The organism is Bifidobacterium sp. UTCIF-38, assembly GCF_006454495.1.
GTDB lineage: Bacteria > Actinomycetota > Actinomycetes > Actinomycetales > Bifidobacteriaceae > Bifidobacterium > Bifidobacterium callitrichos.
This window is the reverse complement of sequence record NZ_JFAL01000022.1, coordinates 71,580-95,430: the sequence shown is the minus strand read 5'-3', so window position 1 is coordinate 95,430 and position 23,851 is coordinate 71,580. Positions and strand designations below refer to the sequence as shown.

Here is a 23,851-nt window from a genome sequence, read left to right as displayed (position 1 = left end):
CATCACCTCCCCTTGAACAGGCGGAACAGGCGGGATTCGCGCACGGCGAGCACGCCGGCGACGGTCGCGACGAGGACGCCGGCGAACAGGGCGAGCGGCGAGCGGGCGGCGGCGAGGAGCACCGCCGCCGGATCGGACGGGGAGGCGCGCAGGCAGAGCGCGGCGATCAGCGACAGGCCCGCCGCCGTGGCGCCGCCGCCCCAGACGAGGGTCTCGATCAGCGCCGCGAGCAACTGGTCCGACTTGCGTTGGCCGCAGTGGAGGGCGCCCGCGTATTCCAGACGCCGCCTGTGCACGGACGCGACGCCGATGACGAGGCCGACCGCGAGCGCCGCCCAGGGCAGCATGCGGGTCATGCGCGTCTCGTAGAGCGCCGCGGCGTTCCATCCGCGATCGAGGCTTTTGTTGAGCATGGTGGTGCCGGGGAGGGTCTGCGTGGTGGATTTGCCGGCGATGGCGGTCGTGGTGAGCAGCGATTCGACCGCGTCGGTGCGCGGCCACTGTTTGGCCCAGCATTCGCTGAACGGCTTGGCGTCGGCCGTCGCGGGGACGACGAGCGCGTAGGCGAAACGGGTGTCGCGTCCGTCGTTCGGCCAGTCGAAGACACCGGCGACGGGGATGTCTCCGTGGTCGGTCTCGATCGTGACGCCCTTGGCCCAGCCGAAGTCGTGGGCGAGAGTCGTGGAGACCCATACGCCGGTGGGGTCGGCGTCGGCGGCCGCGAGCAGGCCGATCATGCCGGCGGTGACCTCGTATGAGCCGATGCTGCGTCCCGGGGTCGAGCGCGGGGTGATCTGGTCGCCCTCGCGCATAGCGCCCGCGGCTTGCGGCCCGCCGTCCGCGTCGACGAGACGGTCGCAGGCGGCGCCGTCGATCACGGAGATGGGGCTGACGATGGTGGTGACGTCCGCCGCGGCACGGATGCGGGTGACGGCGTCACGCTCCTGTCCGATGACGGCGAGCGCCTCGAATCCGCCGATGAGCGTGCCGGCGACGGCCACGGCGAGGAACCAGACCGCGGCGCGGGAGGCGCCGGAGCCGATGTTGCGCATCGCCTCGGAGAGGATGGACGCGAGTCTCATGACGCCTCCTTTACGTATCGCACCTGCGTCGCCGCCTCTTCCGGCGCGTAGTCGGCGAGATCGATGACCCGCCCGCAGGCGTCGCGGGTGGCGAGGTCATGGGTGGCGACGACGACGATCATGCCGTGTCCGGCGAGGTTGCCGAGCACGCCCGAGACGCTGTGGGCGGTGCGCGTGTCCAGCTGGGCCGTGGGTTCGTCAACGAGCAGCATGTCCGGGGCCGAGCTGACGGCCCGGGCGAGCATGAGCCGTTGCGCCTCGCCGCCGGAGAGCGCGGCGAACGGGCGGTCGGCGACGGCCCCGAGATCGAACAGGCCCATCGCCTCCAGCGCCTGGGGCTCCGCCTCGCGTCGGCGCAGGCCCCGCGCGAGCAGCGGGAAGACGACGTGGTCGAGCGCGCTGCGTTCGGCGACGCCGTACGGGTTCTGGAATACCCAGCCGATGCGGTTCACGCCGTCGCGCGTGACCGTGCCGGCGGCGGGTTTCTCCCATCCGGCGAGGATCGACAGCAGCGTGGATTTGCCGCAGCCGCTCGGCCCGCAGATCGCCGTCGTGGTGCCCGCCTCGAGGGTGAACGACAGGTGTTCGAACAGCGTGTCCGTGCCGGGGAACCGGTGGGCGAGGTCGCGGCCGGTCACCCTCGCGGACACGTCAGCCCCCTGATCGCTCCTCCGATCGACACCGTGGAGGGGCCGGCGGACGGTTCGGAGCCGTCGGCGGGCCTGACGAGGCTCACGCCCAAGTCCGCGCCGATCACCGTCACCGGGATCGTTCTGCCGTCGGAGGCGATGCATCCGGTATCGCCGTCGACGCCGAACACGGCGGCGGCCGGCACGCGCATCACGTCGAGAGGCTGCGCCAGAGCCACGGTGGCGTCGATCCCCTGCGCGGACTCCTGCGACGCGGATTGGCCAGATGACTGGCCCGACGACTGGCCCTGCGCGGACTTGGACGACGAGGATTGGGCGAACATCCGGAATTCCGGCGAGGCGGTGACGCGCGCGCAGAACTCCGGGTCGTCGATGCGCGTGGCCCCGGCCTTGAGCACGCCCTGCTGACCGAAGACGGTGATCGTCCGGTCGGCGTTCTCGGCGGCGCCGTCCCTCAAGCTGATCGCGGTCAGGGCACCGGGGATCCGGCCGATCGACGTCCCGGCCGTGACCATGGTGCCGGGTACGCCGTTCCAGTCGGAGACGGTCGCCTCGCGCTGTGGCAGCCAGATCACGTCCGCGATGGCGAGGTTGCCATCCAGGTCCGAGGTCACGCCGAGCCCGCGCCACAGGGCCTTGACGGCCTTGACCGTACGCGTCGTGTACCGGTCGGTGTCGGCGGGCGCGCCAAATCCGAGCCGTGCGAGTTCGTCGTTGAACGCGCGCACGTCCCTGCCCTTGTCGCCGTATTTCAGGTCGCGGTAGAGCGGGGTCGCGGTGGCGAGCGCGACGATGGGCCGTTCGTCGACCGCGAGCGCGGCTCTGCCGGAGACGAGCCCTTCGCCGGAATGGTCGGCGGTCACGGTGCCGGACGTGTTGATGAGTATCTGGCGGGATGCGGAGAGCGTGGGGATGACGCTGATCTGCCTGTTCGCGTCGTAGCGCTGGATACCGACCGGCGCGCTGGTGATCTCCTTCGCGCTCGACAATATCGCCGGGTGCCGGTCGGGCAGCAGGAACGCGGCCGCGCCGACGCTGACGGCCGCGGTGAGGATGACGGCAATCAGCAGCCAGGCGACGGGGAACCTGCGTCGCGCGGTGCCGCGTGGAGTACCGCGCGGCGTTCCCCGCCCCGTCGACGGCCCCGATGATGCCGATGATGTCTTCGCCATGATGGCCTCCCCTCCTTGCGCTCGCCCTCGCGCCCGATCGGGCTTCGATCCCGACATCGGCTTCGGCGTCGTGTCCGATTCCATCGTTCCACGCCGTCCACGCGCACGGTCAGGCGAAGGTCAGGGCTGGGCCGCCTACGATGGAAGGTGCACAGGCTGCACAGCCGTGCGGCACAGGGGTTCCAGGACAAGGGGGTTGAGATGGGACGACGATCATCGCAAGGAATCGCGAGCATCCCGCGCCTGCTGGCCGCGACGTTGTCCGCGGCGGCGCTGCTCGCGGGGCTCGCGGGCTGCGCGGGGCCGACGAACGGCACGCAGACCGCATCCCCCGCATCCGGGGATCACGGTTCGTCGGCGCAGGGGCAGGATTCCCCGCAACAGGGACCTGTCTCGACGTTGCGCGAGGCGGACGACAACGGGCGTCTGGCGAGCTCGCTGTCCTCCTACATCGACGAGGTGCTCGCCGACCCGTACGTGTCGGACTACGAGCGCCCGTTCCTCGAACAGGCCAAGAAGGAGGGGCGGGTGTCGACGGCCGTCTATGAGAAGGTCTGGTCGGACTACAAGACGTGCATGGTCGACCACGGCTTCCCAGAGCCGAAGCTCGAACGGTTCCCGAACGGCATGATGGACATCATGCAGCACGCCGTCGGCACCGACGAGCAGGAGGAGCGGTGGCGCGACGCCTACGCCGACTGCTACCTGCGGTTCTCCCATGTGCAGGGACTGTACGGTCAGCAGCAGGGCAACCCGAGTCTGTACGCCAACGTCGACGAGGCGGTCGTCGACTGCATGCGGCGCGAGGGCGTGGTGCCCCCGAGCTACACGGTCAAGGACTTCAACGACGGGCAGACCCTGCTCCAGACGGAGGGGTGGACGGACGCGAAGGACAAGCTCGGCTACGATTTCGGTGACGCGCGCGTGCGCGGCTGCAAGGCGGCGCAGGGCTGGTCGTCAAGCAGCGCCAACGACCCCGTGGAGTACCTCTGGTAGATCATGGCGGGGATACTGATCGTCGAGGACAACACGGGCATGGCCGCCTCGCTCGACGACGCGTTGCGGCATGAGGGCTACCGCACCTGGACGGCCGAAACCGGCGTCGAGGCGCTGGAACTGCTCGCCGCACACCGGGACGCCATCGACGTGGTCCTGCTCGACCGCGACCTGCCGGTCATGTCCGGCGACACGGTGATGACGACGATCCGCACGCTCGGACTGGACGTGAGCGTGCTCATGGTCACCGCCTCGGCCAGCCCGGAACAGCGTGTGGAAGGGCTGGACCTCGGCGCCGACGACTACCTGCCCAAGCCGTTCGTCTACCGGGAGCTGTCGGCGCGCATCCGCGCCCTGCTGCGCCACGACGCGAGGCGACGCGCGCCGGCGGGGTCCTTCAACGATTCCGGCGCCGTCGCGCAGCCGGTAGTCATCGACGACGACCGCCGACTCGCCTACTGGAGAAACACCCCGCTCGACCTGACCGCACGGGAGTTCGCCGTGCTGCGCCGCATCGTCGAGGCGGACGGCGGCTGGGTCACGCTCGACGAACTCATCGCCGCCGCATGGCCGGACGGCACGACCAGCACCGGCGCGGCCAAGACGCTCGTCTACACGCTCAAACGCAAGCTCGAGGCCGCCGGCGGCAAGGGCGCCATCGTCTCGGCACGAGGGAAGGGATACCGTCTGCCATGAACCACCCGTCCAGTCTGCCCAACGCATCCCGCCCGTCCAGTCCGTCCGACCCGTCCGGAAAGCGCCGGTTCCATCTGCGCCCGCGCACCTTCCGCGGCAAGCTCGCGCTCGCCATCGGCCTGCTGGTGGCGGTGTTCCTCGGGATCGCCCTGGCGTTGCAGACCATGCTGTTCGGCCGCATCTACGACCGGTCGTCCTACCGGCTGTATCAGGTGGCCAGCGGCGGAACGCTGCCCACGCCCGACGGCGGCGAACTGTATGTGTCCTCCACCGGTTGCTACTACACCGACTACGCCGTGGGCTGCGGGCCGATGACGCCGGGGTCGATCATGGAGATCAGCGACTCGGACATGCGAAGGCCCCTGATGCAGGGCGCCATGTGGTTCTCGCTGGCGCTGTTCGCAGGGTTCGCCGTGCTGGCGATGGTCGCGGCGTGGTTCATCTCTCGCAGACTGGCCGGACGCATCTCCTCACTGGGAGCACAGATGCGCCGGCTCGACCCGGCGGCCACCGGCGAGCGCGTGTCGATCGCCGGCTCGGACGAGGTGGCGTCGCTGGCCGGCGACGTGAACGCGATGCTCACTCGCATCGAGCAGGCGGCGGTCACGCAGCGGCAGTTCATCGCGAACGCCTCGCACGAGCTGCGTACGCCGATCGCGGTGATCGGAACCAGTCTGGACGCCCCGCTCGCGCAGGGGCGGTTCGCGGCGGACGTGGAGCCGGCGGTGCGCCGGGCGCTGGAGGCGGACCGGAACGCGGCCGACCTGGTGGAGGGGCTGCTGGCGCTGTCGCGCGTGCAGAGCATGGCGTTGCATCCGGGCGATGAGCGACCGCCCGAGACGCCGCTCGGTGAGGTTGTGGAGCACGCGCTGGATGCCTCGTGGGACGCGATCGACGAACGCGGCATCGACGTGCGCTGCGACATCGACCCCGCGCCGGCGGTGCGCGCGGACCCGACGATGCTGGCCCTGCTGACGGGCAACCTCATCCGCAACGCCGTGGTGCACAACGTGGACCGCGGCGACATCGAAGTCGACGTGCGGAGCATTGACGGCGGGGGCGTCGAACTGTCCGTCACCAACAGCACGGAGACTGCTGAGGCTGCGGAGTCGGCGGACGGGCGCGATCTGGATGATCTGCTGATCCCGTTCCATCGCGGGAGGGCGTCCCGGCTCGAGAACCGGCCCGGCAACGGGCTGGGCCTGTCGATCGTCAGGGAGATCGCGGATCTTTACCATGCCGAGCTGCGACTCGCCAGACCCGAGCCGGGCCGATTCGGCGTGTCTGTGCGATTTTGTAACAACCATGTCCGTATCGGCGCGTAGTTTCGGGAAGCAACAAACGAAATGCAGGGGAACCCGCACCACTAGGCGGGTTGAGATGGGCGATGGCCCGACCCTTTGAACCTGTTGGTTAAGACCAGCGTAGGGAGCAGTGATATATGAGCGATGCTTCGCTATCCATCCGCAACGAACGCGGTATCGATTCCTCTTATACCAATTCTGACGACTCCGGATGCGATCTCGCCGATCTGCGCGTCCGCATCCGAACCGCCGTCGAACAGGTGAGGGCCACCCGCCCGCTGGCGCAGTCGTTCACCAATTTCGTGACGATCAACCTCGTGGCCAACGCCCAGCTCGCGGCCGGCGGCGCCGCGGCGATGAGCTTCCTGCCCGACGACGTAATCGACACGGCGCCGATCTCGGGGGCCGACTACATCAACGTGGGCACGCTGCTGCCGTTCTACAAGGACGCGCTGCCGCAGATCGCACGCGCCTTCCACAAGACCGGGCACAAGTGGGTGCTCGATCCGGTGGCCGCAGGCATCGGCCGCACCCGCACCGAGATCCTGCGCGCCTTCCGCGCCACTCCCCCGACCATCGTGCGCGGCAACGCCTCCGAGATCATCGCCCTTGCCGATATGTGGGGTCTGTCAGCCGAAGCCGAACCCGGCAACCAGCCCGCCACCCGCCCGGCCGGCGTCGAGGCCGTCGACGAGGTCGATGCGGCCGTCGAACCGGCCAGGCGTCTGGCGCAGTTCCTCGCCGCCTCCGCCCCGGATAAGACGGCCGCCGTGGCCGTCTCCGGCAAGATCGATCTCGTCACCGATGGCGAGACCGTCTACCGACTGCCCGGCGGCAGCGCGATGATGACGAAGATCACCGGCGCCGGATGCTCGCTCGGCGGCGTGACCGCCACCTATCTCGCCGTAGCCGACCCGCTGACCGCCGCGCTGGCGGCGAGCGCCCTGTACGACCGCGCCGGCGAGATCGCCGAGACGCAGTCCAACGGCCCCGGCTCATTCCAGGTCGCCTTCCTCGACGCCCTGTGGAGCGTGACCGCCGATCAGGTGGCCGCCTCCGAGATCCACATGTTCTGACACTTCCACCAACAACCAAAGGAACAAATCAATGAACAACGAATACCCATACGCGTCGATGCGCGACAGCTTCGACCTGTCCGCGTACTTCGTGGTCGGCCCGGAGGACTGCAAGGGCCGACCGCTGACCGACGTGGTCGATCAGGCCCTGGGCGGCGGCGCGACCTTCATCCAGCTTCGCGCCAAGAAGGCCGACGCCTCCGAGCTGACGACGATGGCGCAGGACATCGCGCAGATCATCGAGGACAACGGCAAGTCCGACTCCGTGGCCTTCGTGATCGACGACCGTGCCGACGTGGTGTGGCAGGCCCGCCGCAAGGGTATCAAGGTCGACGGCGTGCACATCGGACAGACCGATATGGAGCCTCGCGAGGCCCGCGCCCTTCTGGGCGACGAGGCGATCGTGGGTCTGTCCGCCGAGACCGAGTCGCTGGTGCGTCTCATCAACGAGCTGCCCGACGGCTGCATCGACTACATCGGCGCCGGTCCGCTGCACGTGTCCGTCACCAAGCCGGAGGCCTCCGTGGGCGGCAACGACGGCTCCGGTAAGACCTTGGACACCAAGCAGATCAACACGATCTGCGCCGCCTCCGAATTCCCGGTGGTCGTCGGCGGCGGCGTGACCGCCGCCGATATGGCCATGCTGGCCGGCACGAAGGCGGCCGGCTGGTTCGCGGTGTCCGCGATCGCCGGCGCCGAGAACCCCGAGGAGGCCACCCGCGCGATGGTCGAGGGCTGGAAGGCCGTGCGCGGCGACGCGAAGCACGATTACGCGCCGCGCATCGTCACCCACACCCCGGCCGTCGACACGCAGGCCGCCCAGGAGGGCGCCGCGCAGCCGGGCGCCGAGGCCACCGAGAAGAAGTTCACCAACGCCAAGGAGGCCAAGGAGGCGCAGAAGCTCGCCAAGCAGCAGCGCGTCGACATCGCCGCCCGCGGCTCCAAGCAGCGCGACAAGGCGCATATCCGCAAGACGAAGTCCGTGCCGTTCTCCTATGAGTACGGTTCATACGATCTCGAGGTCCCGTACACCGAGATCAAGCTGTCCGACACCCCCGGCGTGGGTCCGAACCCGCCGTTCCACGACTACAACACCGAGGGCCCCAAGTGCGATCCGAAGGAGGGCTTGAAGCCCCTGCGTCTTGACTGGATCCGCGACCGCGGCGATGTCGAGGAGTACGAGGGCCGCCGCCGCAACCTCGAGGACGACGGCAAGCGCGCCATCAAGCGCGGCCGTGCCAGCAAGGAATGGCGTGGACGCAAGCACCAGCCGATGCGTGCCAAGGACCACCCGATCACCCAGATGTGGTACGCCCGCCACGGCATCGTCACCCCGGAGATGCAGTACGTGGCCATCCGCGAGAACTGCGACGTAGAGCTCGTGCGCTCCGAGCTCGCCGCGGGCCGCGCGGTCATGCCGTGCAACATCAACCACCCGGAGGCCGAGCCGATGATCATCGGCTCCCGGTTCCTCACCAAGCTCAACGCGAACATGGGTAACTCGGCCGTCACCTCGTCCATCGACGAAGAGGTGGAGAAGCTCACCTGGGCCACCAAGTGGGGCGCCGACACCGTGATGGATCTGTCCACCGGCAACGACATCCACACCACCCGCGAGTGGATCCTCAGGAACTCCCCCGTGCCGATCGGCACCGTGCCGATGTACCAAGCACTCGAGAAGGTCGAGGACGACGCCTCCAAGCTCAGCTGGGAGCTGTTCCGCGACACCGTAATCGAACAGTGCGAGCAGGGCGTCGACTACATGACGATCCACGCCGGCGTGCTGCTGCGCTACGTGCCGCTGACCGCGAACCGCGTCACCGGCATCGTCTCGCGCGGTGGCTCGATCATGGCCGACTGGTGCCTGCGCCACCATCAGGAAAGCTTCCTGTACACGCACTTCGACGAGCTGTGCGACATCTTCGCCAAGTACGACGTCGCGTTCTCGCTGGGCGACGGCCTTCGCCCCGGATGCCTTGCGGACGCGAACGACGCGGCGCAGCTGAGCGAGCTCATGACTCTGGGCGAGCTCACCGAGCGCGCCTGGGCCAAGGATGTGCAGGTCATGATCGAGGGCCCGGGCCACGTGCCGTTCGACACGGTGCGCATGAACATCGAGCTCGAGAAGGCCGTGTGCAAGGGCGCTCCGTTCTACACGCTCGGACCGCTGACGACCGACACCGCGCCGGGCTATGACCACATCACCTCCGCGATCGGCGCCACCGAGATCGGCCGCTACGGCACCGCCATGCTGTGCTACGTGACCCCGAAGGAGCACCTTGGCCTGCCGAACAAGGACGACGTCAAGCAGGGCGTGATCGCGTACAAGATCGCCGCCCACGCCGCCGACATCGCCAAGCACCACCCGCACGCGCAGGACCGTGACGACGCGATCTCGAAGGCCCGCTTCGAGTTCCGCTGGCTCGACCAGTTCAACCTCTCCTACGATCCGGACACCGCGATCGCGTTCCACGACGACACGCTGCCTGCCGAACCGGCCAAGATGGCGCACTTCTGCTCGATGTGCGGCCCGAAGTTCTGCTCGATGGCCATCTCGCAGAACATCCGCAAGGCGTTCGGCGGCGAGGCCGCGCAGCAGCAGATCGTCAAGGAGGCGATCGCCGGCGTGGCTCCGACCACGACTCCGAACGTCGTCAACGACGACACCGTCGTGTCCGCGAACGTGCTGAGCCCGGAGGAGATCCGCGCCGGCATGAACGCGATGAGCGAGAAGTACACCGCCCAGGGCGGCAAGCTGTACTCCACCGCCACCGAGTGATATCTACCGAGTGATATCTCGGGTGACGTCCCGATGAGCCCCTCGCATGCGAGGGGCTCATCTGCGTTTTCAGGGCATCCGGTGTGCGTGCAGCTCCGGTCTGCGTTCGACGCGTGCGAACGCGGTGGCGAGGTCGGCCGCGCGGATCGCGCCGCGGCGGTCCTTGGCGGCGACGAGCGCGGCCTCGGTCCAGATCGCGCACACCTCGGCGCCGCTCCAGCCTTCGGTGCGCCGAGCGATGTCCGCGAGCGGCAGTTCGCCTTCGGTGGCGAGCGCACGGGCCTGCACTTCAAGAATCGACAAACGGTCGTGCTCGCTCGGCATCGGGAACGGGATCTGCCAGTCGAAGCGTCCCGGGCGCAACAGGGCCGGATCCACGTCCTCGATGCGGTTCGTGGCGGCGACGACCACCACGTTGCCCTTGGATGCGAAACCGTCCATCAGGGTGAGCAGCTGGGCAACGAGCCGCTTGCCGACGCCGTTCGTGTCGGTGTCGCGCGACGAGGCGATCGAGTCGATCTCGTCGAAGAAGATGATCGCGCGACGGTCGGCCTGTGCGGCCGCGAAGATCATGCGCAGCGTCTCCTCGCTGTCGCCCACGTACTTGCTTACGATCGTCGGGCCGGAGACGAGGTAGAACTGGGCGTCGGCCACGTTGGCGATGATGCGCGCCAGATGGGTCTTGCCGGTGCCGGGCGCGCCGGTGAAGATCACCCCCTTGATGGGTTTGGCGCCGATCGCACGCATCTGCTCGCTGTTGCCCAGCTGGGTTTCGATAAGCTCCTTGGCGCGGGTGATGACCTGCTCGTAGCCGCCGAACGAGTCAAAAGTGAGCGTGGGGTCGGCACCGGGGGTGATCCGGTACTGTTTGATGTCGTCGTCGTGGTCGGATTCGCCGGGACGGATGGCCGTGGGCCACAGCACGCGTTCGATGCCGAACAGGTCGGTGAACTCCACGGTGTTGCCGGGCATGATGTTGAGGGGGTAATCGCCCTCCAGCAGTTCCAGACCGTCGGAGGTCTCCAATACCACGCAGTCGTCCAATGCGCGGCGCACGATGCCGACGCGCGGTTTGACCGGCCACACGTCCGCCGGCACCTTCGTGTAGAAGTCCTCGCCGACGAGCAGAACGTCGCCCACGTCGAACACCTCCTGACGCGGGAACGTGAGCTGCGTGGTGTGCCCGTTCGGCATCACCGCATAGTAGGCGACGCGCCCCTCGTCGAATCCGGTGATACGCGCCAGAACTCCATCGCGACGCAGTACGTCGTTGCCTGCCATAATCCCTCCCGCTTCTCGTGTCGGCCCCTCGTCAAACCTTCCCCATCACACCATAGGAACGGCGAATAATCAAGGAAAACCGCGTGATATTCCGGCCTGCGACTACTAGACTTGGAAGCTATGGCACAACATACGACAACCCTTCCACCAGTACTTGCGATCTCCGGTTCGGACTCATCCGGCGGCGCCGGCATGCAGGCCGATCTGAAGACCATGCTCGCCAACGGCGTGTTCGGCATGAGCGCTATCACCGCGCTGACCGCGCAGAACACCACCGGCGTGCGCTCCATCCAGGATACCGAGCCCAAGATCCTCGCCGATCAGATCGACGCCGTGTTCGAGGACATTCCGCCTCTCGCCGTCAAGATCGGCATGGTCTCGGCCACCGACATCATCGACGTGATCGCCGACCGTCTGACCTTCCACCACGCGAGGAACGTGGTGCTCGATCCGGTGATGGTGGCAACCTCCGGCGCGAAGCTCATCAGCGACGACGCCATCGCCGCCCTGACCTCGAAACTGTTCCCGCTGGCGACCGTGATCACGCCGAACATCCCCGAAACGCAGGTGCTGTCCGATATGGAGATCACCTACGCGGTTTCGATGGAGCGCGCGGCGAAGACGCTGACCGAACGATACGGATGCGCGGCGCTCGTCAAGGGCGGCCATCACACGAACGATGCGAACGACGTGCTGGCCGAATCGAACGGCACGATCACCTGGTTCGAGGGCAGGCGCGTCGACAATCCGAACACGCACGGCACCGGCTGCACGCTGAGCTCGGCGATCGCGGCAAATCTCGCGAAGGGCGAGACGCTGCCCGAGGCGATCCGCCACGCCAAGGAGTATCTGACCGGCGCGTTGAACGCGATGCTCGATCTTGGTCAGGGCTCCGGCCCGATGGACCACGCGTGGGCGTGGAGGTGAATCGATCATGACGACAGGCATGCCGCAGGATTCCACCACTCCCGACAACACGCTCAACACCGTGTCGGACCGCAATGCGATCAGGCAGGAGGTGCCGATCAATCCCGAAACCGGCAATCCGTACCTCAATACGGTGGCCGCCATCCAGGTGTCGGTGACGGGAGCCGGCTCCGAGGTCTCCCCGTACGTCGCACAGGCGATCTCGGTGATCCGCGACTCCGGTCTGCCGCAGGAGACCAACGCGTTGTTCACCGACGTCGAAGGCGATCTGGACGACATCCTGCACGTGGCCGGCAAGGCCGCCAAGAAGCTCGCCGAACAGGGCTATCGCACGAGTCTCGTGCTGCACATGGATATCCGCCCCGGATTCACCGGACAGCTGACGGAGAAGCCGAAGCTGGCCGACGAGATCATCGCGCGGCAGAAGGAGTAGACAAGGGGCGCTTGCTGCCTGCTTCCCCCGAAGATGATTGAAGGGGCTTCCTCGTCGAGAGGAAGCCCCTTCAATCATCTCATACAGAGCGTTTCATTGCCTTGTCAGGCGTTGGCGCCGTACTCCTTGACGATGACGTTCCACAGATCGTCGGCGGCCTTCTGCACGTTGTCGTTGACGATCGTCACGTCGAATTCGCTTTCGGCGGCGAGCTCGACGTGCGCGGTCTCCAGACGACGCTTGCGCTGTTCCTCGGTCTCGGTGCCACGGCCGGTCAGACGACGCACCAGCTCGTCGAAGCTCGGCGGGGCGATGAACACGGTCATCACCTCAAGACCAAGTTCGGCGGCCTTCTGCTTGACGCGGCGCGCACCCTGCAGATCGATCTCGAGGATCGTCGGGGTGCCGACGGACAGGTGATCCACCAGAGGCTTGAGCGGCGTGCCGTAGTGGGCCAGACCGTGCACGAGCGCGGTCTCGAGGAACTCCCCCGCCTTCTCCTTGGCGGCGAACTCCTCCTCGCTCATGAACCAGTAGTTGACGCCGTTGACCTCGCCGGGGCGGGGGTCACGCGTGGTGGCGGAGACGGACACCCACACCTCGGGGTGCTTCTTGCGCAGCGCCACCTCGACGGTGCCCTTGCCGACGCCGGCGGGGCCGGTCAGTACAAGCAGACGGCTGCCGTGCAGCACGGCGGCGTCATCGACCTGCGTATCGGCTTCGGCGGTGCCGGTCGAGGCCGTCGCGGATGCGCTCTGCGTTGCGGTATCGGTCGTACCGGCGGCAGCGGCTTCGACGGTGTCGGAGGATGCGGAAGTATCGGTCACGGATTGTGCTCCTTGCTTGTCGGCGGTGTCGGCGGCGTTTGCGCCCAGATCGATCACCGTGGAAGAGGACTTCTTCCCCTGCGGTTCCTCGTGCTTATCACCGATGCGGGTGGCCTCGAGCAGCGCCTGACGCACATCCAGCGCAATCGCCTCGGTCGCCTCGGACAGCGCGGAGATGTCCGGACCATGGGAGGCGATGAAGCGGGAGACCGTCACCAGCACATTGCCCTTGGTGCCCTTGAACACGGTGCGCAGGTCCTTGGCCTCGGCACCCTGCCATCCGTATCCCGGAGACAGGATCGGGCCGGTGAAGCGGGCCGGGTCGACACCGGTCTCGTTGATCCACTGGCCGATGGTCGCGCCGATGATCAGGCCCACGGAACCCATGCCGTCGATGTCGGCGTTGTGCTTCTGCGCGGTGGCCGCGATGCCGTAGGCCACGGTCTTGCCCGCGTAGTCGCCGGTCTGACGGATGGCGCTTTGCAGGCTCTTGCCCTCCTCGTTGGAGGTCAGGGAGGCGATGAACACGCCGCGGCCGTTGTCGAGCGCCTCATCGATCAGCCCCTGCAGCGATCGAGCGCCGTAGTACGGCAGCAGGGTGATCGCGTCGGCGCGCAGCGGCGCGTCGGGCTTGAAGTAGGCGTCGGCAATGGCCGAGATCGTGGTCGACAGGCCGCCGTGCAGGCAGTCGACGATCGTGATGACGCCCATCTGCCGTGCCGCGTACAGCACGCGTTCCAGCGCCGCGAATCCCTTCGAACCATACCGTTCGAACATCGGCAGCTGGAACTTGACGGCGGCGGCGCGGCCATTCGCAGCCTGCAGCATGCGCATGGAGTACATTTCCGCGCCGTCGGCGTCAACGCTGTAGCCCCAATCGGTCAGGAGCTTTTGGTGTGGGTCGATACCCACGCACAACGGACCGTACTTGTCCATCGAGTTGCGCAGGCGCAGACCGAAGTCCGAGCGCCTCGCGAGTTGTTCCTTGTCCTGTTCCTCTTGGGTGCTGGCGTTCATCGCGGTTCCTTTCGTTTGGTATGAACCTGATATGTGTGAACCTTGGGGAATTCTGTGTTTAGAAATCCTTGCTTTCCAATTCGAACAACTGCTTGGAATGATCCTGGATGCTCATGATCTGGTAATCGTTGCGCTTGACCGCCTCGATGGCCAGGAGCACCGCGGAAAACTCGGTGATGGTGGTGAACTGCGGCAGGTCGGCGGCGATGGCGGCGGCTCGGATGGAGTAGCCGTCGGAGCGCGATCCGCGCGAGTTCGGGGTGTTGAGGATCATGTCGATCTTGCCCTCTTCGATGAGCTCGACGACGTTCTTGCCGACGGAGCCCTCGGCGTGCATGACCTTCACCGGGGATTCCGGATCGGAATCCACACGGGTGGAGATCTTGTCGACGATCTTCGACTCGATGCCGTAGCGACGCAGCACGGAGGCGGTGCCCTCGGTGGCCCAGATGGTGAATCCGAGCTCCTCGAGACGCACGGCCATCAGCGGCAGCTGGCGCTTGTCGGCGTCGTTGACGGAGATGAACACGTTGCCGTGGGTCGGCAGGCCGCCCTCGTACGCCGCGAGCTGGCTCTTGGCGAACGCGTGCGGGAAGTCGCGGTCGAAGCCCATGACCTCGCCGGTGGAGCGCATCTCGGGTCCGAGCAGGATGTCGACGGTCTTGCCGACCGGCGTGCGGAAGCGCTTGAACGGCAGGACGGACTCCTTGACCGCCACCTGCTGGCCGCGGTGCATGACGCCGCCGTCGCCCTTGGGCAGCAGCAGGCCGTTGGCGCGCTGGTCGGCGATGGTCTCCCCCGCCATGATGCGCGCGGCGGCCTTGGCCAGCGCCACGCCGGTGGCCTTGGAGGCGAACGGCACGGTGCGCGAGGCGCGCGGGTTGGCTTCGATGACGTACAGCGTATTGGCCATGAAGGCATACTGCACGTTGATCAGGCCCTTGACGTCGCAGCCCTTGGCGATGGCGTAGGTGCCCTCCCTGAGGCGGCGGATCTGGTCGTCGGAGAGGGTGGACGGCGGCAGGGTGCACGCGGCGTCGCCGGAGTGCACGCCGGCCTCCTCGATGTGCTCCATGATGCCGCCGATGTACAGATCCTTGCCGTCGAACAGAGCGTCGACGTCGATCTCGATGGCGTCCTGCAGGAACTTGTCGATGAGCAGCGGGGAGGGCAGACGTCCGGAGACGACCGTGTCCGCCTTGGCCTCGGCCAGGGCGCGGTCGACGTACTTCTCCAGCTGGGCGTCGTCGTAGACGATCTCCATGCCACGGCCGCCGAGCACGTAGGACGGACGCACGAGCACCGGGTAACCGATGTTGTGCGCGGCCTCCTGCGCCTCCTCGAGGCTCAGGGCGGTGCCGTAGCGCGGCGCGTTCATCCGGGCCTTCTTGAGGACCTCGCCGAACAGCTCGCGGTTCTCGGCAAGATCGATGGCCTCCGGGGTGGTGCCGAGGATCGGCACGCCGGCGGCCTTGAGGCGCGCGGCGAGCGAGAGCGGCGTCTGGCCGCCGAGCTGGACGATGACGCCCTTGACCGGTCCCATCCTCTTCTCGGCCTCGTAGATCTCGAGCACGTCCTCGAAGGTGAGCGGCTCGAAGTACAGGCGATCGGAGATGTCGTAGTCGGTGGAGACGGTCTCCGGGTTGCAGTTGACCATGATCGTGTCATAGTCCTTGCCGAGCTCCTGCACCGCGTGCACGCAGGTGTAGTCGAACTCGATGCCCTGACCGATGCGGTTCGGGCCGGAGCCGAGGATGATCACGGCCTCGCGCTCGCGCGGCTTGACCTCGCTCTCGTCCGCGTAGCAAGAGTAGTAGTACGGCGTGGCCGCGTCGAACTCGGCGGCGCAGGTGTCGACCGTCTTGTACACGGGCTTGAGACCGTAGGTCCAGCGCAGCTCGCGAATCGTGTTCTCGCCCTCGTCGCCGAGACCGCGCAGATGGGCGATCTGCAGGTCGGACAGGCCGGCGAGCTTGGCGCGGCGCAGCAGTTTGCGGGTCAGTGTCTCGGACTCGTGCACGGCCTGGGCGGTCTCGTTGATGAGCGTGAGCTGCTTCAAGAACCACGGGTCGATCTTGGTGGCCTCGAACAGCTGCTCGATGGTGGCGCCGCCCCAGATGGCGCGCATGAGCTGCAGGTAGCGATGCTCGGTGGGCACGTGGATGGCCTTGAGCAGCTCGTCGACCTCTTCGGCGGTCGGCTTGTCGCCGTCCCAGCTGAAGCCCATGTGACGCTTGTCGATGGAGCGCATGGCCTTGCCGAGGGACTCCTGGAAGTTGCCGGCCAGTGCCATGGCCTCGCCGACGGACTTCATCGAGGTGGTCAGGGTGGGGTCGGCGCCCGGGAACTTCTCGAACGCGAAGCGCGGCACCTTGGTGACCACATAGTCGATGGTCGGCTCGAAGGAGGCGGGCGTCGACTGGGTGATGTCGTTGCGGATCTCGTCGAGCGTGTAGCCGAGGGCCAGCTTGGTGGCGATCTTGGCGATCGGGAAGCCGGTGGCCTTCGACGCGAGCGCGGAGGAGCGCGAAACGCGCGGGTTCATCTCGATGACGATGATGCGGCCCGTCTCGGGGTGCACGGCGAACTGGATGTTGCAGCCGCCGGTGTCGACGCCGACGCCGCGGATGATCGCGATGCCGATGTCACGCAGCTTCTGGTACTCGCGGTCGGTGAGCGTGAAGCAGGGGGCCACGGTGATGGAGTCGCCGGTGTGGACGCCGACCGGGTCGACGTTCTCGATCGGGCAGACGACCACGACGTTGTCCTTGCGGTCGCGCATGAGCTCGAGCTCGAATTCCTTCCAGCCCTCGATACCCTCTTCGATCAGGACCTCATCGGTCGGCGAATAGTGGATGCCGGCGCCGGCGATGCGGTGCAGCTCCTCCTCGTTGTGGGCGATGCCGGAGCCGAGGCCACCCATCGTGAAACTCGGGCGAACGACCAGCGGGTAGCCGAACCTCTCGGCGATGCGGTCGACCTCCTCGAGGCTGTGGGCGATGTCGCTTCGCGCCGACTCGGCGCCGGCCTCCTCGACGACCTTCTTGAACAGCTCACGGTCCTCACCGCGGTCGATGGCCTCGAGGGAGGCGCCGATCAGCTCGACGTTGTACTTCTTGAGCACGCCGGCCTCGCCGAGGGCCATCGCGGCGTTCAGCGCCGTCTGGCCACCGAGGGTCGGCAGTAGCGCGTCGGGGCGCTCCTTGGCGATGATCTGCTCGAGGATCGGCGTGGCGATCGGCTCGATGTAGGTGGCGTCGGCCATCTCCGGATCGGTCATGATGGTGGCCGGGTTGGAGTTGACGAGGATGACGCGGATGCCCTCCTCCTTGAGGACGCGGCATGCCTGAGTGCCCGAGTAATCGAACTCCGCGGCCTGACCGATCACGATCGGGCCGGATCCGATGACCATCACGGATTTGATGTCGGTGCGCTTCGGCATATCACTTACCTTCCTTGGAGTTGGCGCGCTCGTCGCGCGGATTGTTCTTCATGAGCTCGCAGAATCGGTCGAACAGATAGGCGGCGTCGTGCGGACCGGCGGCGGCCTCCGGGTGGTACTGCACGGAGAACGCGGGGATGTCCACGCACTGCAGGCCCTCGACCACGTCGTCGTTGAGATCGATGTGGCTGACGAACACCTTGCCGTACCTGCCGTTCTCGAACGGGGCGTCGACCGTCTCACCGATCGGTGCGTCGACGGCGAAGCCGTGGTTGTGAGCGGTGATCTCGATCTTGCCGGTGGTCATGTCCTTGACCGGCTGGTTGACGCCACGGTGGCCGAACTTGAGCTTGTAGGTGCCGAAGCCGAGCGCACGGCCGAGCAGCTGGTTGCCGAAGCAGATGCCGAAGAACGGGTAGCCCGCGTCGAGCACCTGACGCAGCAGCTCGACCTCCGGACCGGCCTGTTCCGGATCTCCCGGGCCGTTGGAGAAGAAGACACCGTCCGGGTTGAGCTCCTCGATCTGGCTGAACGTGATGGTGGACGGCACGACGTGCACGCGGCATCCGCGCTCGGCCATGCGGTGCGGGGTCATCGCCTTGATGCCGAGGTCCACGGCGGCGACGGTGTACAGCGGCTCCTTGCCTTCGAACTCGCCGCACGGCTCGATGGTGTAGGTCTCCTTGGTGGAGACCTCGTCGTACAGGCTCAGTCCCTGCATCTGCGGGGTCTGCCTGACCTGTTCGAGCAGCTCGTCGATCTCCTTGAGATGGCCGTTGCCGTCCAGCAGGGCGTCGCCGGAGAAGATGCCGGCGCGCATGACGCCGGCGGAGCGCAGATGACGCACCAGCTTGCGGGTGTCGATATCGGCAAGGCCGACGATGCCGTTGGCGACGAGATCGTCGTCCAGACTACCGTCGGCACGCCAGTTGCTCACGTTCGGGGAGGGATCGCGCACGACGTACCCGGCGACCCAGATGCGCGAGGACTCCGGATCCTCATGGTTCACGCCGGTATCGCCGATGTGGGGGAAGGTCTGCACCACGATCTGACGGTCGTAGCTCGGGTCGGTGAGCGTCTCCTGGTATCCGGTCATACCCGTGTTGAACACGATCTCGCCCGTGGTAGCACCTCGGGCACCGTAGGGCTCTCCCACATACACCTGCCCATCCTCCAACACAAGGACAGCATCGTCCTTGCCATAGTTCGCGTTCTCGCTCACCAAAACCCCCTTTTCTACTCGGGTATTCGTAACTTAGGTTATCGGCCAGCACAGACTCACACGCGGGTGGAAACACGTGTCAATCCGAAGCCTCGCTGGCGTAAGGCGTGTTCGCGGAACCGTTCCGTTCCGTTCACAAAAACGCCTCCCGTATTGCGGGGAGGCGTTGAAGAGAAAATCAGTCGATCGGCTTTTCCTTAGCCGTGCAGATGGCGGACAGCAGTCCGTGGATGAATGCGGGGGAATCGTCGTCGCACAACGTCTTGGCGAGCGACAGCGCCTCGTCGATGGCGACCTTGTCCGGCACGTCATCGTTGAAGAGGATCTCCCAGGTGGCGATACGCAGGATATTGCGATCGACCACGCCCATACGCTTGACCTTCCACCCGGTGGAATGCGTATCCAGGATGGCGTCGATCTCGTCCAGATGCTCGGCGACGCCGCGGACGATCTCGATGGCGTATTCAGGCAGCGGCGTCTGCGCGCCGGGGGTCTGGATGCGTTCCTCAAGCAGGGACAGGATGTCCTGTCCCTTCTCGTCCGCTTCGTACAACGTGTTCAGAGCCCTCTTACGGGCGGTGGAACGTGCCATGAGCTTCTCAAGTCCTTTGCTTAGCTGTTGCCTGCTTGGTTACCGTATCGACTGGTTGTATCGAGTTTCCCGTTGGGAGAACCGATCCGTGAAAATCAGTTCTCGCGACCCAGGTAGGAGCCGTCCTCGGTGTTGACCTTGACCTTCTCGCCCTCGTTGATGAACAGCGGGACCTGGATCTCGGCACCGGTCTCGACGGTGGCCGGCTTGGTGCCCGCGTTGGAGCGGTTGCCCTGCAGGCCCGGCTCGGTGTGGGTGATGGTCAGGACCACGGAGGCCGGCAGCTCGACGTTCAGCGGAGTGCCGTCGTGGAAGGAGACGACGCAGTCGGTGCCTTCGAGCAGGAACTTGGTGTCGACGAGGGCCTTCGGCACGTAGATCTGGTCGTAGGTTTCCATGTCCATGAAGACGAGGCTGTCACCGTCCTCGTAGGAGTACTGCAGGTTGCGGTTGTCGACGGTCTCGAACTCGATCTTCATGCCCGCATTGAAGGTCTTGTCGACGATCTTGCCGGAGAGGACGTTCTTGATGGTGGTGCGCACGAAGGCAGGGCCCTTGCCCGGCTTGACGTGCTGGAACTTCAGGACGGTCCACAGCTGGCCGTCAAGGTTCAAAACGGAACCGTTCTTGATGTCATTGGTAGTCTGTGCCACAGTTACTCACCTATTTTCAAATTCAAACTTCTAGGGCTGGGGCGATGCGCCCAAAATTTGCCTTGGCAATTATGCCACAACGTATATACAGTGGCGTGGCGCGCCTCACGACCGATGGCGCATGCCCCGTGCAATACGATCTCTGATATGGAAAATCCCCCTCCGAGATTGCTCTCGAAGGGGGATCTCCTAGAACGCTAGTTCAAGCGTGTCGATGATCGAACCGATGATAATCAGTCGATGATCTTGGTGACACGGCCCGAGCCGACGGTGTGGCCACCCTCACGCACAGCGAAGGTCAGGCCCTCCTCCATAGCGATCGGCTGGATCAGCTCGACCGTGAAGGTCGCGTGATCGCCCGGCTGAACCATCTCGACGCCTTCCGGCAGCTCGATGACGCCGGTGACGTCGGTGGTGCGGAAGTAGAACTGCGGACGGTAGTTGGAGAAGAACGGCGAGTGACGGCCACCCTCATCCTTGGTCAGGACGTAGACCTCACCCTCGAACTTGGTGTGCGGGGTGACGGAGCCCGGAGCGGCCACGACCTGGCCACGCTCGACGTCCGTACGGCCGAGACCACGCAGCAGCAGACCGGTGTTGTCGCCGGCCTCGCAGGCGTCCATCGTCTTGTGGAAGGTCTCGATGGAGGTCACGGTGGTGTTCTGGGTCGGACGGATGCCGACGATCTCGACCGGGGAGTTGACGGCCAGCTGGCCACGCTCGACACGGCCGGTGACGACGGTACCACGACCGGAGATGGTGAAGACATCCTCGATCGGCATCAGGAACGGCTTGTCCAGGTCGTGGACCGGGGTCGGGATGTACTCGTCGACGGCGTCCATGAGCTTCTTGATCTGCTCGACCCAGTGCTCGTGATCCGGAGCGTCGTCGTGCAAAGCGCCGTAGGCGGACACGTGGATGACCGGGCAGTCACGATCGAAGCCGTTCTCGTCGAGCAGGTCACGAACCTCTTCCTCGACGAGCTCGATGAGCTCCTCATCCTCGACCATATCGCACTTGTTCAGAGCGACCAGGATCTTCGGGACGCCGACCTGACGGGCGAGCAGCACGTGCTCGCGGGTCTGGGCCATCGGGCCATCGGTGGCGGCGACCACGAGGATGGCGCCATCCATCTGGGCGGCACCGGTGATCATGTTCTTCACGAAGTCGGCGTGGCCCGGGCAGTCCACGTGAGCGTAGTGGCGCTTCGCGGTCTGGTACTCGATGTGGGAGATGTTGATCGTGATACCACGAGCAGCCTCTTCCGGAGCGGAGTCGATCTGGTTGAAGTCGTACTCGGTGTTGAGATCCGGGTACTCCTCGTACAGAACCTTGGAGATGGCCGCGGTCAGCGTGGTCTTACCGTGATCGACGTGGCCGATCGTACCAATGTTAACGTGCGGCTTAGTACGCTCGTACTTTTCCTTTGCCATTACTTTGTCCTCCTGGACGTTTCGTAGGTTTACTGGGTTTCTGGGTTTCGTGCCACATTGAGAAGCCAGAACCCAGTCAGCGGTACACGATATTACCGCTGACTGGAGACTGACCGCAAATCAACGTAGCCACGCGTGTCACTCGCCGCGCTGGGCCTTGATGATCTCGTCGGAGACGTTCTTCGGGACCTCGGCGTAGGAATCCATCTGCATGGAGAACATGGCGCGGCCCTGAGTCTTGGAACGCAGATCACCGATGTAGCCGAACATCTCGGACAGCGGGACCTTGGCGTCGATGACCTTGACGCCGGTGGCGTCGGTCATGGACTGGATGTTGCCACGACGCTGGTTCAGATCGCCGATGACCTCGCCCATGTAGTCCTCAGGCGTACGGACCTCGACGGCCATGATCGGCTCGAGGATGACCGGCTTGGCCTTCGGAGCGGCCTCCTTGAAGCACATGGAGCCTGCGAGCTTGAAGGCCATCTCGGAGGAATCGACCGGGTGCATCTGGCCGTCGGTGACGGTGGCCTTGACGCCCACGACCGGGAAGCCGGCCAGAACACCGGACTCCATGGCCTCCTTGACGCCGGCCTCGATGGACGGGATGAACTCCTGGGAGATGTGACCGCCGGTGACGGCGTTCTCGAACTCGAAGGTCTTGCCCTCGGTGGTATCGAGCGGCTCGAAGTTCATCAGGACCTTTGCGAACTGGCCGGAACCACCGGTCTGCTTCTTGTGCGTGTAGCCCTGATCCATGACGGCCTTGCGGATGGTCTCGCGGTAGGCGACCTGCGGCTTGCCCTGGTTGCACTCGACCTTGAACTCGCGACGCATACGGTCGACGATGATGTCGAGCTGGAGCTCGCCCATGCCGGCGATCAGGGTCTGGCCGGACTCCTCGTCCGTGGTGACCTGGAAGGTCGGATCCTCTTCGGCCAGCTTGGCCAGAGCGATGCCCATCTTCTCCTGATCGGCCTTGGTCTTCGGCTCGACGGCCACCTGGATGACCGGCTCCGGGAAGGTCATGGAGTCGAGGGTGATCGGGGCGTCGATGGCGCACAGGGTGTCACCGGTGGTGACGTTCTTGAGGCCAACGAAGGTGTAGATGTTGCCGGCCTCGGCGGCATCCACCGGGTTCTCCTTGTCGGCGTGCATCTGGAAGATCTTGCCGACGCGTTCCTTCTTCTCACGGGTGGAGTCGAGGACGGAGTCGCCCGGCTTGACAACGCCGGAGTAGACGCGCACGAACACGAGCTTGCCGTAGAACGGGTGGGTGGAGATCTTGAAGACCAGCGCGGAGAACGGATCGTCGATGGTGGGGTGACGGTCAATCTCGACGGACTCGTCGCCGGGCTTGTAGCCCTTGATGGCCGGCACGTCCTCCGGGGACGGCAGGTAGTCGATGACGCCGTCCAGCATCGGCTGAACGCCCTTATCCTTGAACGCGGAACCGCAGAAGACCGGGAAGGCACGCTTGGAGATGGTCAGCTCGCGGATACCGGCGCGGATCTCCTCCTTGGAGAGGTCGCCCTCCTCGAAGAACTTGTCCATCAGCTCGTCGTTCGCCTCGGCGGCGGCCTCGACCAGCTTCTCGTGGTACTCCTGAGCCTTCTCCGCGTACTCCTCCGGGATCGGGTCCATGTTGTAGTGGGCACCCAGCTCGTCGCCGGTGTTCCAGTCGTAGGCCTTCATCTCGACCAGATCGATGACGCCGGTGAAGTCGCTCTCGGCACCCATCGGCAGCTGCATGACGATCGGGTTGGCGCCCAGCTTCTCCTTGATGGTGTCCACCGAGTAGTAGAAGTTCGCGCCCAGCTTATCCATCTTGTTGATGAAGCAGATACGCGGAACGCCGTACTTGTCGGCCTGACGCCACACGGTCTCGGACTGGGGCTCCACGCCCTCCTTGCCGTCGAAGACGGCGACAGCACCATCGAGCACGCGCAGGGAGCGCTCGACCTCGGCCGTGAAGTCCACGTGGCCGGGGGTGTCGATGATGTTGATCTGGAACTTGTCCTCGGTGTCGTGCGTCTGACGGTTCCAGAAGCAGGTGGTGGCGGCGGACTGAATGGTGATGCCGCGCTCCTGCTCCTGCTCCATGAAGTCCATCGTCGCGGCGCCATCATGCACCTCGCCGATCTTGTAGCTCTTGCCGGTGTAGTACAGAATACGCTCGGTGGTGGTGGTCTTACCGGCATCGATGTGAGCCATGATACCGATGTTGCGGATCATGTGAAGATCCGAAAGGACGTCTAGCGCCATGAGT

18 protein-coding genes, 1 pseudogene and 1 riboswitch are annotated in these 23,851 nt (G+C 65.8%); of the genes and pseudogenes, 7 read left to right on the top strand and 12 right to left on the bottom strand.

All coding sequences use genetic code 11. The annotated features are described in order from the left end of the window. Positions 1 to 2: 2 nt before the first annotated feature. The 3 genes from BW11_RS07645 to BW11_RS11845 are packed head-to-tail and all read right to left on the bottom strand — an operon-like array spanning position 3 to position 2,904. On the bottom strand, positions 3 to 1,082 hold the full coding sequence (locus BW11_RS07645) for a hypothetical protein (protein ID WP_140445114.1): 1,080 nt from the start codon (positions 1,080 to 1,082) through the stop codon (positions 3 to 5). After that, the gene (locus BW11_RS07640) at positions 1,079 to 1,732 is read right to left on the bottom strand and encodes an ABC transporter ATP-binding protein (RefSeq protein ID WP_258184582.1); all 654 of its coding nucleotides are present in this window, start codon (positions 1,730 to 1,732) and stop codon (positions 1,079 to 1,081) included. The genes BW11_RS07645 and BW11_RS07640 overlap by 4 nt, the downstream gene beginning before the upstream one ends. Then, positions 1,717 to 2,904 carry a peptidoglycan-binding protein gene (locus tag BW11_RS11845; RefSeq protein WP_258184583.1) on the bottom strand — a complete coding sequence of 396 codons (1,188 nt, stop codon included), beginning with the start codon at positions 2,902 to 2,904 and terminating at the stop codon, positions 1,717 to 1,719. Before BW11_RS11845 ends, BW11_RS07640 begins: the two co-directional genes overlap by 16 nt. 201 nt (positions 2,905 to 3,105) lie before the next feature. On the opposite strand from BW11_RS11845, the gene BW11_RS07635 reads away from it, so the two are divergent. The 5 genes from BW11_RS07635 to thiC all read left to right on the top strand — a co-directional run bounded on the left by BW11_RS07635 (position 3,106) and on the right by thiC (position 9,755). Continuing rightward, a complete protein-coding gene (locus tag BW11_RS07635; protein WP_140445116.1) occupies positions 3,106 to 3,900 on the top strand; it encodes a hypothetical protein in 795 nt (264 codons plus the stop codon). Positions 3,901 to 3,903: 3 nt separating this feature from the next. After that, on the top strand, positions 3,904 to 4,596 hold the full coding sequence (locus BW11_RS07630) for a response regulator transcription factor (protein WP_140445117.1): 693 nt from the start codon (positions 3,904 to 3,906) through the stop codon (positions 4,594 to 4,596). Further along, on the top strand, positions 4,593 to 5,921 hold the full coding sequence (locus tag BW11_RS07625) for a cell wall metabolism sensor histidine kinase WalK (protein ID WP_140445118.1): 1,329 nt from the start codon (positions 4,593 to 4,595) through the stop codon (positions 5,919 to 5,921). Before BW11_RS07630 ends, BW11_RS07625 begins: the two co-directional genes overlap by 4 nt. Positions 5,922 to 5,936: 15 nt before the next feature. After that, positions 5,937 to 6,044, top strand: a riboswitch (TPP riboswitch). Continuing rightward, positions 6,038 to 6,976, top strand: a complete 939-nt coding sequence (locus BW11_RS07620) for a hydroxyethylthiazole kinase (RefSeq protein ID WP_140445119.1) — start codon at positions 6,038 to 6,040, stop codon at positions 6,974 to 6,976. (Overlaps the previous riboswitch by 7 nt.) A gap of 31 nt (positions 6,977 to 7,007) precedes the next feature. Further along, on the top strand, positions 7,008 to 9,755 hold the full coding sequence (gene thiC, locus BW11_RS07615) for a phosphomethylpyrimidine synthase ThiC (protein WP_140445120.1): 2,748 nt from the start codon (positions 7,008 to 7,010) through the stop codon (positions 9,753 to 9,755). 69 nt (positions 9,756 to 9,824) lie between these two features. Here the strand turns inward: thiC and BW11_RS07610 are convergent, their stop codons facing one another. Beyond that, entirely contained in the window at positions 9,825 to 11,036 is a 1,212-nt protein-coding gene (locus BW11_RS07610) for a 26S protease regulatory subunit (RefSeq protein WP_140445121.1), read from the bottom strand. 120 nt (positions 11,037 to 11,156) lie between these two features. Here BW11_RS07610 and thiD point away from each other — a divergent pair, with 120 nt between their 5' ends. Together thiD and BW11_RS07600 are read left to right on the top strand one after the other, a co-directional pair. Beyond that, positions 11,157 to 11,963 (top strand): bifunctional hydroxymethylpyrimidine kinase/phosphomethylpyrimidine kinase, encoded by an 807-nt coding sequence (gene thiD, locus BW11_RS07605; protein ID WP_140445122.1) that lies wholly within the window; start codon positions 11,157 to 11,159, stop codon positions 11,961 to 11,963. A gap of 7 nt (positions 11,964 to 11,970) precedes the next feature. Beyond that, a complete protein-coding gene (locus tag BW11_RS07600; protein ID WP_258175630.1) occupies positions 11,971 to 12,396 on the top strand; it encodes a thiamine-binding protein in 426 nt (141 codons plus the stop codon). Positions 12,397 to 12,500: 104 nt separating this feature from the next. On the opposite strand, the gene gmk is transcribed toward BW11_RS07600, so the two are convergent. The 8 genes and pseudogenes from gmk to fusA all read right to left on the bottom strand — a co-directional run bounded on the left by gmk (position 12,501) and on the right by fusA (position 23,847). Further along, a complete protein-coding gene (gene gmk / locus BW11_RS11675) occupies positions 12,501 to 13,088 on the bottom strand; it encodes a guanylate kinase (RefSeq protein WP_375137650.1) in 588 nt (195 codons plus the stop codon). 222 nt (positions 13,089 to 13,310) lie between these two features. Continuing rightward, a pseudogene (pyrF, locus tag BW11_RS11670) lies at positions 13,311 to 14,240 on the bottom strand (orotidine-5'-phosphate decarboxylase); the annotation flags it as partial. Between the two features lie 58 nt (positions 14,241 to 14,298). Further along, positions 14,299 to 17,682, bottom strand: a complete 3,384-nt coding sequence (gene carB / locus BW11_RS07590; protein ID WP_107044304.1) for a carbamoyl-phosphate synthase large subunit — start codon at positions 17,680 to 17,682, stop codon at positions 14,299 to 14,301. A 1-nt stretch (position 17,683) separates the two neighbouring features. Then, entirely contained in the window at positions 17,684 to 18,904 is a 1,221-nt protein-coding gene (gene carA, locus BW11_RS07585; protein ID WP_223847532.1) for a glutamine-hydrolyzing carbamoyl-phosphate synthase small subunit, read from the bottom strand. Positions 18,905 to 19,082: 178 nt separating this feature from the next. Further along, positions 19,083 to 19,496: a transcription antitermination factor NusB gene (nusB, locus tag BW11_RS07580; RefSeq protein ID WP_107044306.1), complete on the bottom strand. Its 414-nt coding sequence runs from the start codon at positions 19,494 to 19,496 to the stop codon at positions 19,083 to 19,085. Positions 19,497 to 19,591: 95 nt separating this feature from the next. After that, positions 19,592 to 20,149, bottom strand: a complete 558-nt coding sequence (gene efp, locus BW11_RS07575; RefSeq protein WP_043167144.1) for an elongation factor P — start codon at positions 20,147 to 20,149, stop codon at positions 19,592 to 19,594. A 233-nt stretch (positions 20,150 to 20,382) separates the two neighbouring features. Next, a complete protein-coding gene (gene tuf / locus BW11_RS07570; RefSeq protein WP_043167142.1) occupies positions 20,383 to 21,582 on the bottom strand; it encodes an elongation factor Tu in 1,200 nt (399 codons plus the stop codon). Positions 21,583 to 21,720: 138 nt separating this feature from the next. Beyond that, complete coding sequence (gene fusA / locus BW11_RS07565) at positions 21,721 to 23,847, bottom strand: elongation factor G (RefSeq protein WP_043167140.1); 2,127 nt, start codon at positions 23,845 to 23,847, stop codon at positions 21,721 to 21,723. Between the last annotated feature and the right edge of the window lie 4 nt (positions 23,848 to 23,851).

Coding starts and splice junctions, on each gene's coding strand:
- BW11_RS07645 (WP_140445114.1), bottom strand. CDS start 1,082: ATGAGACTCGCGTCCATCCTCTCCGAGGCGATGCGCAACATCGGCTCC.
- BW11_RS11845 (WP_258184583.1), bottom strand. CDS start 2,904: ATGGCGAAGACATCATCGGCATCATCGGGGCCGTCGACGGGGCGGGGA.
- BW11_RS07635 (WP_140445116.1), top strand. CDS start 3,106: ATGGGACGACGATCATCGCAAGGAATCGCGAGCATCCCGCGCCTGCTG.
- BW11_RS07630 (WP_140445117.1), top strand. CDS start 3,904: ATGGCGGGGATACTGATCGTCGAGGACAACACGGGCATGGCCGCCTCG.
- BW11_RS07625 (WP_140445118.1), top strand. CDS start 4,593: ATGAACCACCCGTCCAGTCTGCCCAACGCATCCCGCCCGTCCAGTCCG.
- BW11_RS07620 (WP_140445119.1), top strand. CDS start 6,038: ATGAGCGATGCTTCGCTATCCATCCGCAACGAACGCGGTATCGATTCC.
- thiC (WP_140445120.1), top strand. CDS start 7,008: ATGAACAACGAATACCCATACGCGTCGATGCGCGACAGCTTCGACCTG.
- BW11_RS07610 (WP_140445121.1), bottom strand. CDS start 11,036: ATGGCAGGCAACGACGTACTGCGTCGCGATGGAGTTCTGGCGCGTATC.
- thiD (WP_140445122.1), top strand. CDS start 11,157: ATGGCACAACATACGACAACCCTTCCACCAGTACTTGCGATCTCCGGT.
- BW11_RS07600 (WP_258175630.1), top strand. CDS start 11,971: ATGACGACAGGCATGCCGCAGGATTCCACCACTCCCGACAACACGCTC.
- carB (WP_107044304.1), bottom strand. CDS start 17,682: ATGCCGAAGCGCACCGACATCAAATCCGTGATGGTCATCGGATCCGGC.
- nusB (WP_107044306.1), bottom strand. CDS start 19,496: ATGGCACGTTCCACCGCCCGTAAGAGGGCTCTGAACACGTTGTACGAA.
- tuf (WP_043167142.1), bottom strand. CDS start 21,582: ATGGCAAAGGAAAAGTACGAGCGTACTAAGCCGCACGTTAACATTGGT.
- fusA (WP_043167140.1), bottom strand. CDS start 23,847: ATGGCGCTAGACGTCCTTTCGGATCTTCACATGATCCGCAACATCGGT.